The sequence below is a fragment of the Ruminococcus difficilis genome, assembly GCF_016680995.1.
On the sequence record NZ_JAEQMG010000068.1, the window covers coordinates 21,778 to 33,869 of the forward strand.

A 12,092-nucleotide genomic window follows, 5' to 3' on the forward strand; every position below is an offset into this window, starting at 1 on the left:
TGAAATAATCTGCCCGCGGGATGCTAAAAATCTTATTTCGGCATCCCATAAGGCGTTTCATTAGAAAGAAATTTGAGGTGATTTTGTTTTGGAAAATTTTGATCAGTACTACCGTTGCTATAAATACATGCAAAAGAACCTCGCTACAGACTTTACCGCGAACTACCTCCACGCCAACATGGAGGATAACGATAACGGAGCCGACGTCCTCTCGGGTAAGCTTCACGAAAAGGTTATCGACATGGACTGGGTTGTCGAGATCGAGGAAACCCTTCCATATATTGAAAAGGCTATCGACGAGCAGCGCCGCTTCATTATCGAGAACAACGAGGTCTACCGGATCGACAAGGCGAAGATCATCAACAAGGATTCGGTAAAGCACCTCATTCAGCACACCAATTTTATCGACAACATAGATGAAACGGGAAGGGTCACGCCCAACAGAGTGCTCACGATCGAGCGTGAGGACAGCTTTGAAACCTACGAGAACCGTTTCCTCATCACCCTGATCGAAACAGCGCTCAACTTCGTAAGCGACAAGTACCGCAAGATGGTTGACGCGCCGACGGATACCTACAACCGCGTCGAGATGGAACGCGATCTGGTTCTGAACAACCAGCATATCACCTTTAAGTTTGACTATTCAAACGAGGTTAAGGACGCCGAGGAAGCGCTGCTCGATATCAAGGATTACGAGAAGCTCTCGGACTTTGACCGTGTACGCCGTATCCGCGAGAAGCTCAATTCCTTCCTCAACACCGATATGATGATGGCGCTCAGGAAGTGTATCCGTGTAAAGCCGCCCATCAACCGCACCAACCTGATGACAAAGAACCCCAACTACAAGGCTGGTCTTGACCTGTTCACCTACCTCGGCGCGTACAACAAGCCGGGCTTTGAGATCATCGGCAGAGATTTCTCGGGCAAGATGGACAAGGACGTTCAGGAAGCGGTATACATTTCACAGGGCTACCAGCACTTCATGATTTCAATTGCCACCAACCCCGCGCTCAAGAAGATGCTCGAGGAGCGTTACCAGGAGGACCGCACGGGCAGAGGCAAGGCGGGCGACAGTGAAATCGAGGCTATGATTGAGAACGTCCGCAAGGAAGAGCTCAAAATCAGACTTCACGAAATCCGCGAACGCGAGAAGATTATTCGTGACCAGAAAAACGAGATCGCGGCGCTGAAGCGCGAAATCGAAAAGCGCGACAGAATGATAGAACAGCTCAAGAGCAACATCAAGGCTCTTGAGGATCAGATCAAGGAGCTCAGAAACGAGCTGCAGAAGGTCAAGGCAGAGCTGATCAAGGCGAAGGAACGTATCGCCGAGCTCGAAGCGAAGGTCGCCGAGCTCGAGGCAAGGATCGCGGAGCTCGAGGCAATGGTAGCGGCTCTGACCGCGAAGGTCGCGGAGCTCGAGGCAATCAAGGCTCAGCTCGAGGCGAAGATCACAGAGCTCGAAGGTATCATCGAGGAACAGAAGAGAAAGATCGCCGAGCAGGAGCGCACGATAGTCGCTCAGCGCGAGCGTATCAACGAGCTCGAGAGATACGTAGCAGAGCTTGAAAACACGAAAGCAACGCTTGAGGCGCGGGTAGCAGCCCTCGAAGAGGAAACCGCGCAGCAGAAGCAGAAGATAAAGGAGCAGACCGAGCTTATCGCGAAGCAGGTCGCGACGATCGACACCCTCGACAAGGAGATCAAGTCGGCAACCGCACAGATTTCCGAGCTGACGGGAACCCTCGAGCAGCGCGACGCGAAGATTGCAGAGCAGACAGCCGCAATCGCGGGACTGACGAACGACGTGGTACAGCTCAGGAGCGACCTGACAAACGAAAAGCAGCTCCATCAGGAGGAAGTCGAGGCTCAGAAGGCAGCGAACGCCGCCGAAATCGAGCAGCTTAACAAGAAATTCGCCGACGAAAAGGCAGCGCTTCTCGCAGCGCAGACAGCCGAGATCGAGAAGCTCAAGGCTGAGCACGAAACGGCTCTCGAGAAGCTCGACAAGCAGAAGGAAGCCGAGAAGGCGAAGATTCAGAAGGACGCGGACAACCGCGTAAAGGCAGTACAGAAAGAAGCCGACAACCGCGTGAAGGCGGCACAGAAGGACGCCGACAAGAAGGCGAAGGAGCAGATAAAGACCGAGGTCGGCAAGGCTCAGGCACAGGCGAAGAAGGCGGAGAAGAAGGCGAGCGACACAGTCGCCATGTACCGCAAGGAGCTCAAGATCGACCGCGGCGTAGACGGACTGTTCAAGTACGATTTCACGCTCGGCGCACTCGGAGCACAGGCGCTCAAGGCGGAGATGATCTCCACCGCGGGCGAGGACATGAGCGCTCTGCCGAACAACAAGAACCTGCAGTGCCTCTATATCGTCAAGGACAGCAAGAAGGTCACGCTTTACAGCGGCGCACACCGCACGCTCAAGGTCATCAAGAACTTCCGCGGCACGACCGATATCAACGAGTGCAGGGATCTGGTTGTTGAAAACATGAAGAACGCGGACAAGACCTGCGCGTACGTTACATACAAGACGGTAGACAAGAACGAGGTCAGCAACTTCGCGAAGTTCCTCAAATCCGACGCTGATATTCAGGTTACACGCACCTTCCATAATAAGACGCAGAAGGACGGCAAGTCGAGCATAGGAATTTATTTTTACAAGAAATCCTGACCGCAAAAAGCTTAACCGGGGCTTAAAACCCGCGACATCGAGGGATAGCAATGAAAAAGAGCGATGAGATCCGCCGCAAAACGTGGCGCATGATAGCTAAAAATTTAATAGTTTTAGCCGCCCTTGCAGTTGCCGCCGTAATCGGCGTCATGTCGTGGTTTACGCATAAAACTTCAGCGACAGCGGACGGGATAAGCATGAAGTGTGAGACTCCTCCCGGAATCGAGATTGCGGTTGTCGGAGCCAGTGAGTCCGCTCCTTCAAACAGCGATTATAAAGAGGGGACGCTTTATCTTGATCGTACTCTGAATGTTGAGGATTCTAATCCTGTTCAACCACTGTATCCGTTCCTCCAGGAATTGTCTTTTTGTGAGGTAACAAGCGACGGAGCGACCTTCGTCAGACCCCTGCTCACGCAGAGCAACGGCGTTGCTCATGTGGATACTACGTCAACTGATCCGTGGGAAAGGGCTGAGACGAATGTCGACTATCTTTCATTCGATTTGTACGTTCGTTCCAAGGCTCCGATAACAATAGCATTGACCGAAGACTCCACCTTATCGCCTGTCAGCACTCTTACCGCAGGAGATGGCTATTCAAAGGATTCTGTCATCGGCGCGGTAAGAATGTCAATGTTAAGCTCCTCGGGCGATAAAAAGCTCGTTTGGCTTCCCGCCCCGCATGTGTATTATGAGGGCGATATGTCGTCCCCGAATTACAATACCGTGATTCTTAACAGCCCGACTACATCCGATACATATAAGCATTTTTATTATAATCTGGATAAGCAGCGACTGAGCTACACTTCTTCGGATACGTTTTTCGTTACGAGCGCGGCGGGTACATATGAATTAGGTGAAGATGTTGAGATGATCCGGCTATCCAGCTATGATCAGAACCAATATTATTCGGGATATGTACGCGTCAACCTTTGGGTCGAAGGCGAGGATTCAGAATCTAGACTCGCGATGGTCGACGGTAGATTCAAGTTGAATTTAAAGCTGAAGATGGCGGACAACGATTAATTCAATAATAAACGGAGGTGAGATATATGAATTTTTCTGCATTGCTCAAGGCGGTCGGAATAAAACTGTGCCGTCGGTTTCGCGTTAGAAACATGAGCTTGACAAAGTCATATATCTCCGTATTTCTTTGCTTTGCTCTTGCGTTAACGTTTACCTTTTCGTGGTTTTCGATACACGACGGAGCCGAGATCGTATCCGAAAACTTTTTCCTTGAGTCCGCCGCGAGCATGAGAGCGAATCAAGGTATCCAGATCTCAAGCAATATTTCAATCAATGACTTTAAGCTCGACGAAGCAACGAGCTTCGACGGCAGAAATATGTTTTTTCCCGCCGAGGGGTATTTCACAACCACCACCGCGAATATGAAATTTCGCGACGGAAATGTCGGCGACAGAAACGTCAGGTATGTTTACAAGGATTTTACTCTGTCCAACAGCTCAAGCAAAACAAACGTATTTATCAAAGGATATAAAATCCAAATCGGTGATCAAACCTATCAGGATGAAATCGAGATTAAATATGAAAACGGAAAACCGAAATTCCAGATTTTTCCTCTGGATTGTCCTCTCCGCATAGCTTTTATTGATGACAGCAACGCAGCGCCCAAGATGATCGATCCCGCCGCAAGAGTTAAGGAATTCGCAAAGTCCACCAATGCGGTTGATACTATAGACAGCAGCGGTACTCCCACGACACAGACAACGGATCCCGAGTCATTTTCATCTTTCTATTATCCCAACGGAAAACCGTTGTTTACTCTGAATCCAAACGAGAAGAAACGCTGCACCATGGTCGTATGGCTCGAAGGCACCACCGGAGACTGCGATTCCTACATCGGAAAAACCATCAGCGTTGACGTCGACATAGAGAGCAATTTTGATGATTTTGAAACTATCAGCTTTATTGACTACACTATCGGCGACGGTGGTGAAGAGAACGTTACTTTTAACGACGGTACTATTTCGTCAAATACGGCGGCGCGTTGGATCGGACAGAATCAGATAGTCGCGATGTCATACGAGGACACCGTTGAGGATCAGAATCATCAGTTCAGATATAAGACGGTTATTCTTGATTATATCGGTACGGAGGGCAGCGGAGACAATATCAAGGTTATTTACCGAGGGCTGATACGAAAGGATGCCGTTACGAAGATCTCCTTCTACCGCCTGGGCAAGGATACCCAAACCCTTTCGGACGGAAGGACCGTAAAAGGCATGGTTTATAACGCGTGGCATACAATGGCTGACATCAATACTATGATAAACAGCGATATAAGTAATTGGCGGGAAGTGCAGAAAAACCAGCCGCTCGTCGGAGGGTCATATCAAACGGGTGACAACAGAAAACAGCTCCAGGAATCGCGCGTCGTCCACAAAACCGTGGACGGAGGAACTGAGGACGTAAGAAGCGTTGAGTACACCGCAAGAAGAGGTAACGGCTACGGTAATTTGAGCGATAACGGAAATAAATACGCGCATGTTGGCGATAACGCAAGTAACCCGCTCAGAACGACCGAGGAAAAGATGGAGCACTGGCTGGCTCCGTGTATCGGCTATTGGGATTATGATCCTGTTTCAGGCGGCTCCACACCGTCAACGGGTACAACGTATACGGTCAATATTTCCGTCAACACGACTGACTTCCCGTATGTTGAGACCGAGACCTCGCTGTCAAGCGGCGCGTCGACTATGTGGATGACGCTTAAAAAGCCTAACAGTGATGATGTTCTTGAGGTTCAGCTTGACAAGCCTAACGGCGCTACCAACCGCTTTACAAAGGACGGCTATAAGCTTGAAAAGGATACGGAGATCACGAAGATGTATTTGAAGCGTCCGGACAACAGTAAAGAGAACTTTGACATCGGCGCGATGGGCAGCAGCTATCCCTATACGGCAACTACATATAAATTTACAAACAACAACAATCCAACGTTTAACTTAAGGTCAAACGGTTCAAACAATAAGATAATGATTCCACAATAATCACGAAAGGAGGCGGCATCATTGAAAAACAGGCTCAGCGCTGTAATTAGAAAGCTGACGGCTAAAGGGAAGCGGCGCAAAGGATTGATTCTCTCTGTTGTCGCTATCCTTGAGGTTATCGCGATCGCGGTGGTTGCTACCTCCGCGTGGGTTGAAAATATTTCCGCTATCAAAATCTGGGGCGACGGAGTATTTGAGAACGCTCTGTATACTACGGCGAAGATCGGTTCGGGCGCGGGCTACTCGGGCGATTTGGATCTTTCGAAGTATTTCCGCTCCTCAGGCGGTATCCATCTGGGCGCCGCTTCCAGCGCGAACGGTAAGGATGTTTATTTTCCGATCACCGCCTCTGAGGTCGGAGACACGCTGGATCCCTACAGAAAAGCGACCGTTCACGACAAAAACGTGAATTATTACAGCTATTCCTTTAAGGTTCAGTCGGTCACGAGCAAGTGCAACTTCTTCTTCTTTGCGGTTCCCACAATAGAGATCGACGGAGTTGCCGTTCCCTCGTATACCGCTGGTGATACCGAAGAAGTAATGGCTGAAAAACACAGAATAAGAAACGCGGTAAGAATAGCTATCAGCGCCGGCAGCGCCGAGCCGAGAGTATTCTCAATGGACGATTTCACCGAGAACGTTGTATCAAGCTCATCGGGAAATGTGTCTTCCTCGCGCGTACGAGCGTTCAGCAGCTTCCTCACCGGCACCATCGGTTCGGAATCCCTGTTCACAATTGATCAGGGTCAGGAAAAGACGGTCAGAGTGACGATGTGGCTTCAGGATACCGAAAGAAACGGCACTACATTTGCCGGCAAGACGATAAGTGTCAGCGGTCTGAAACTCGCCGCGGGTCTTTCCACCGTCACCTTTAAGGACTATACCTCCAAGTACAACGCCGCAGGAGCCACCACATGGAAGTGGGCGACAGACCCGAATTATCCGATGTTCGTGTACGACGGCTCCAAGAGCTATTCAATGTCTCTTTCCGGCACAGACGAGTGGAAAGCTCAGGTGCTGACTTCTGTACTGGACGATAATACCAAGACCCTGTATTTCTGCCGTTGTCAGACCGGCACCACGACTATCAGCAATCAGAATGATTCAGCGGTTCTCCAGCGCTGGACGGCAACAGTAGCGGATATGCAGAGCGCAAGTACGACTACCTACAAGGCTTACGGCAACGCGAACGGCGCCACGGGTCGCGGAACGTGGGGCAACGTTCAGGAGATCACGCTTGTCAGCAGACATTCTGCTCTGCCGACTCCCACCTCGGGCGCGGAGGACAGCGCGGCTCATGTTCTGCTCACATCAAATGTCACCTCGAGCGTTCAGAGCGAAATGAATTATAACGAGGGTATGTGGCGCTGCTATTTACCCACAAACGATTCGGCGAACGTTACCTTCTCGTTTGGCAACAATACAGTTAACGCCGGTGCGAGAGGCGGTTCAACCCAGTTCTTCATTACCAGCGCTTCCACAGGCTATTGGGCTCCTCCGGCAACGGTAAGGGTCAGATATGCCGACGGCAGTTCGTCTACGTGCGGCACGATCAAGGTTACCGGCGGCGTTGAGAATTCCCAAGATGTTGATGTAACTGCGGGCACGAACGTAACGCTGATCGCTGTTGCGAACGAGGGCTACCGCTTTGTAGGATGGAGCGTGAACTCCGACGGAAGCAGTCCGAATCTGACAAGCGCAAATCAGAGCGTCACCGCTCCGGCGCAGGAGCAAACCGCGACTTATTATGCCGTATTTATAAAGACTTATAACATCTCGTTCAAGGTCGTGACCGATGATGACGACACCGACACGGCAGGCGGTACCGTTCAGATCGATACAGGTTCTGCAGCTGCGTCAGTCACAAAGACGGTAGACACCGGCACTACGGTAACGCTTACGGCGACCGCGAGCAGCGGCTTTACTCTCAGTGGAATTTATGATATTACAGACGACCAAAACGAAGTCGATCTCGGTTCAAGTCCCGCGACGGATACAGTCACTCAAGACAAAGAATACGTAGCAAGGTTTGTTTCTCAGCCGCTTGCATCAAGCTATTATCTCAAGGGTTCATTCAATGAATGGCAAGATGACGATCAGATGTACTATGTAAACAACGTATCTTCCTCCAACAAGGTATACGTCACAAAAGAGCTTACACCGAATACATATTCCTTTAAGATTCATCATTATGTCAGCGGAACAACCGATACATGGTATACAAACAGCACTACATTCGGCGAGACCTTTGTAGACCAGAATTTCAATACCACCACAGGCGCAAGCGAAACTAACGCGAATATTACCATTGCTACAACCGGATATTATACGTTTGTATTCGATATTTCCTCAAGCGGAAGCGAAAAGCTGTCGGTATTCTACCAAAGAACAGAGACGCTGCCGACGACAAGCAACAGACATGACGAGCTGATGTTCAATACCTCGACAGCGGTCGGTTCAGCATGGCTATGGCAGCGAGAAAACTCAACCGACGATATCAGTTCAATCAGCGGAGCAGTTTACAATACTACTAAGCATGAATTGTCCAATTCGAACACTATAGCAACGCTCTCGTTGTTAGGAAAACAGAATACCTATGTTCGACCCGCCGCGATTGGCTTGCAGGGCACTTATACCGACGGCGCTGGTTATCCGGACAATGCTACAAAGGTAACACTTGATGTGGACTATGACACAAGCAAGACCTATACCGACAATGTGTTCTATACAGATGCAGATACATCAAGCAATGCAAACTGGAAAGTCTTTGATCATATCGGCGGAACTGTTTCGCTGAATGTCAGCAGACCCAGACCCAGCAACATGATAACTCTCAGCACGACAAATACGGTCGGTACGCTGAAATCAGGAGCAAAGGTCAATTATTACGTTAAGAAGGGAACCGACGTTTACCACGTAGGCAAGGCAGATTCATCAACGGTAACTTGGATGCCGATGGATTCGGGCAACTACGAGGTTTATGTTGTCATCAAGGATAAGTGGGGCTTGGAAACCACAGTATCCGAAGCGGTGACAGTAAGAGTAAGATAAAACAGGAGGTGAAGACCATGAAAAAATCGAGAGTGCTGCTTGTTATCGGATTGGCGGTAGTGCTTATCGTTACTATGCTTTTGTGCCCGAGTTTTTCGTGGTATTCACGCTCTAACTATGAGAACGGCGAGTCGATGAAATGGGAGTCGACGCAAAATGCATATGACGGCAACGGCATCACCTTTGCAACCTATTATTCAGCGGACGGTGTTGAATATGAATCAACTTCGACCACCGACTATGACAGCTACACTCTTGAACCCGGAGAACGCGTGTTTTTCCGCACGGATATCAATAATACTACATCTGCAGATCAGAACGTTTCTCTGTTCATTTCCGAGCTTACGCTTCATTATTCGGCGTCTGGTTCAAATCTCTTTATCGGCTTGAACAGCCCACTCAGAACTCACAAAGAATTTCAGCTTACTAACGCGGGCAGAACAAGCAAAAAAACCGCGGCTTCCGTTAATCAGAAGCACGTATATGTCGGATTCAGAACCGGTACGTATTATGATTCATCGCGAAAATACGGCGTCTATTACTGGGACGACAACAGCGATTTGACGGGTCACAGCCGCCTGAACGGAGATTTCAGAACAAATAACTGGCAATCGGGCGGCGTGTCTTACGATATGTACTACGCGACAATTCCGTGGTACGCGACCAAATATCTTGTCGGCGAGTGGAACGACGCTAATGGCTGCGTTGATTTTAGCAAGGTTTTGACTAACGGCAATGATATTTATTATCCGGATAACAACACGTTCTTGGTTGATGTTGTAAATCAGAGCAATAATTTTAAGAGCACCTCAACCGCGGCGGGAATCGAGAACTTTTTCTCCTCTGCGGAAATAGCCGAAAACGCGGGAACATATTCTCTTGCCGCGACCGGAATGTCGGGCACCCTGAGTTATACGTCCACAAATACCAGCGTCGCGACTGTGGACTCGAGCGGAAATGTAACTCCCGTTGCTCCCGGCAGAACCACGATAAAGGTCACCTCCAACAGCTTCAGCCCGACGGATTTTAATATCGTTGCGAGCTGCGACGTCGAGGTGTTTTCAACAAGCAACCAGTCGTATTACAATGTGCCGCTCGCGACCAATTATATAGTCGGTCATGCTGTCGACGGAATTGCGTCTACATCATCCGTATACTGGTACGTTGAGAATAAGGAGGACGCGTCTGCGAACTTGACTTACGATATAAAGAGCCTTTACCTCGGTCTGTAACAACTAAATCACCAAAAAGGGTTGCGCTTGCAGCCCTTTTTTATTATACTATATAGTAGAAACTCAACGGAGAATATGCTATGAAACTTAAGGATAAACTTACCGCTAAGATTCCTGTGGAAAAGCGGGTGAAGGTCAAAAAACACTGAACGTGCTGCGCGTGATAAAGAACGTCGTCTGCTGGACGCTTATAATAATCCTGTCGTTTGCCGTCATCACCTTCCTGCTGACGCGCTTTGCGGGCGGCACGCCGTCGCTGTTCGGCTATACGCTGCAGCGCGTGTCGTCGGGAAGCATGGTTCCCGAGCTGGAGGTCGGCGACGTGATACTCAGCCGTAACGTGGGTGAATCCGACGAGCTTAAGGTCGACGATATCATCACCTTCGACGGCTCCGATCAGTTCGGCGAGAAGAATGTAACGCACCGCATTATTGTTGCGCCATACGAAGCAAACGGTGTTGTGATGCTTCAAACGAAGGGTGACGCGAACTATATCGCCGACAATCCGATTGCATTTTCGCGCGTTCAGTCGCTCATGCTCAAAAAACTCGATTTTCTGCGCACGATCTATGATTTGTTCCTCTCTCCGTGGGGACTGATAATTTTCATAGCTCTGCTTCTGCTCGTGTTCTTCGACGAGCTGATGAACATCATCAAAATCGCGACGGGCAATTATCGCGACGAGGATGAGGAGAGCATATCCGAGATAATCGAGCGCATTCAGCGCGAGGATATGGAGAAGGCAGAGGAGAAAAAACGCCGTGCCCTGAAAAACACTCAGGATATGGTCAGCATTATGGCAGAAAGCGGTTCCGAAAAAGCCGTTCCTTCCGAAGAAGCACCCGAAGCAGCTTCCGAAGATGAACCCGAAGATGAACCCGAAGAGAATGCCGATGAAAAATACGAAGAATAACTCCTTTTATGACAAAATCTACGCGGCGGTGTGCCTTATCCCGCGCGGGCGCGTCGCGACCTACGGACAGGTCGCCGCTCTTGCGGGCAACGGCGGCGCAGCGCGTGCTGTCGGCAACGCCCTTCACAAAAATCCCATGCCGGGCGTGATACCCTGCCATCGCGTCGTGAACGCTCAGGGCAGGCTGGCTCCGCATTTTGCCTTCGGCGGAGCGGACGAGCAGCGGCGGCTGCTCGAAGCGGAAGGCGTCAGGGTGGACGGCGGGTACGTCGACCTCAGGTTGTATCAGTGGCGCAATCAGTGAGATTTGCATTTTTCGACAAACTGTGGTATAATGTATAAAGATTGTGTGAATACGGTTAGAGGTGACAGATATGGACTATAAGCTCATTGCCGTTGACGTTGACGGCACACTGACCAATTCGCGTAAAGAAATCACACCGCGCACACGATACGCGCTTCTGGAGGCTCAGAAACAGGGCAAGCGCGTGGTTATCGCCTCGGGCAGACAGCCCATGGGCGTTTATCCGATTGCGCGCGACCTCATGCTCGACCGCTACAACGGCTATATCCTCAGCTACAACGGCGGCAAAATCATCAGCTGCGCTACCGACGAGACCGTCGCGACGAAGTTATTCCCGCGCGAGTACCTCGCCGACATCGTGAGCGTGCTCAATGATTATAATGTTACGATCAATACCTTTGACGACAAAAAAATCTTTTCGAACTCAAAGGTCAACGACTACACCTACATCGAGCAGGAGGTAACTCATGCCGAGATGATAGTCTGCGCGGACTTTGTGGCGGAGGTCAAGTTTCCGTTCAACAAGCTCCTTCTGGCGGGCGAGCCTCTCGAGCTCGACGCGTGCCAGGAGCTTCTGCGCAAGCGCTACGACGGTCTGCTCGATATCTACAAGAGCGCGCCGTATTTTCTCGAGATAATGCCGTTCGGCGTTTCCAAGGGCTCGATGCTGCCCGTGCTTCTCGACAAGCTCGGAGTCAGCCGCGAGGAGCTGATTGCCTTCGGCGACAACTACAACGACATGACAATGATAGGCTATGCGGGAATGGGCGTCGCGATGGGCAACGCCGAACCCGAGGTCAAGAAAATCGCCAACTATGTCTGCGAGACCAACGACGAGGACGGCGTCGCGAAAACAATTGAACAGATGATTTTATCAAAAGCCTGACCGTACGGTCGGGCTTTTT

Annotated in this window: 8 protein-coding genes; all 8 read left to right on the forward strand. The window is 50.2% G+C overall.

Annotated elements, in window-relative coordinates:
* Positions 1-88 precede the first annotated feature (88 nt).
* A complete protein-coding gene (locus JKK62_RS07995; protein WP_201427478.1) occupies positions 89-2,677 on the forward strand; it encodes a coiled-coil domain-containing protein in 2,589 nt (862 codons plus the stop codon).
* 50 nt (positions 2,678-2,727) lie between these two features.
* The gene (locus JKK62_RS08000; protein WP_201427479.1) at positions 2,728-3,702 is read left to right on the forward strand and encodes a hypothetical protein; all 975 of its coding nucleotides are present in this window, start codon (positions 2,728-2,730) and stop codon (positions 3,700-3,702) included.
* A gap of 26 nt (positions 3,703-3,728) precedes the next feature.
* Positions 3,729-5,687 (forward strand): hypothetical protein, encoded by a 1,959-nt coding sequence (locus JKK62_RS08005; protein ID WP_201427480.1) that lies wholly within the window; start codon positions 3,729-3,731, stop codon positions 5,685-5,687.
* Positions 5,688-5,708: 21 nt separating this feature from the next.
* The gene (locus JKK62_RS08010) at positions 5,709-8,738 is read left to right on the forward strand and encodes an InlB B-repeat-containing protein (RefSeq protein ID WP_201427481.1); all 3,030 of its coding nucleotides are present in this window, start codon (positions 5,709-5,711) and stop codon (positions 8,736-8,738) included.
* Positions 8,739-8,755: 17 nt separating this feature from the next.
* Positions 8,756-9,970 (forward strand): Ig-like domain-containing protein, encoded by a 1,215-nt coding sequence (locus JKK62_RS08015; protein WP_201427482.1) that lies wholly within the window; start codon positions 8,756-8,758, stop codon positions 9,968-9,970.
* A 151-nt stretch (positions 9,971-10,121) separates the two neighbouring features.
* The gene (locus JKK62_RS08020; protein ID WP_201427483.1) at positions 10,122-10,883 is read left to right on the forward strand and encodes a signal peptidase I; all 762 of its coding nucleotides are present in this window, start codon (positions 10,122-10,124) and stop codon (positions 10,881-10,883) included.
* Positions 10,864-11,187 (forward strand): MGMT family protein, encoded by a 324-nt coding sequence (locus tag JKK62_RS08025; RefSeq protein WP_243411790.1) that lies wholly within the window; start codon positions 10,864-10,866, stop codon positions 11,185-11,187. The genes JKK62_RS08020 and JKK62_RS08025 overlap by 20 nt, the downstream gene beginning before the upstream one ends.
* 70 nt (positions 11,188-11,257) lie before the next feature.
* Positions 11,258-12,073 (forward strand): Cof-type HAD-IIB family hydrolase, encoded by an 816-nt coding sequence (locus tag JKK62_RS08030; protein WP_201427485.1) that lies wholly within the window; start codon positions 11,258-11,260, stop codon positions 12,071-12,073.
* Positions 12,074-12,092 lie beyond the last annotated feature (19 nt).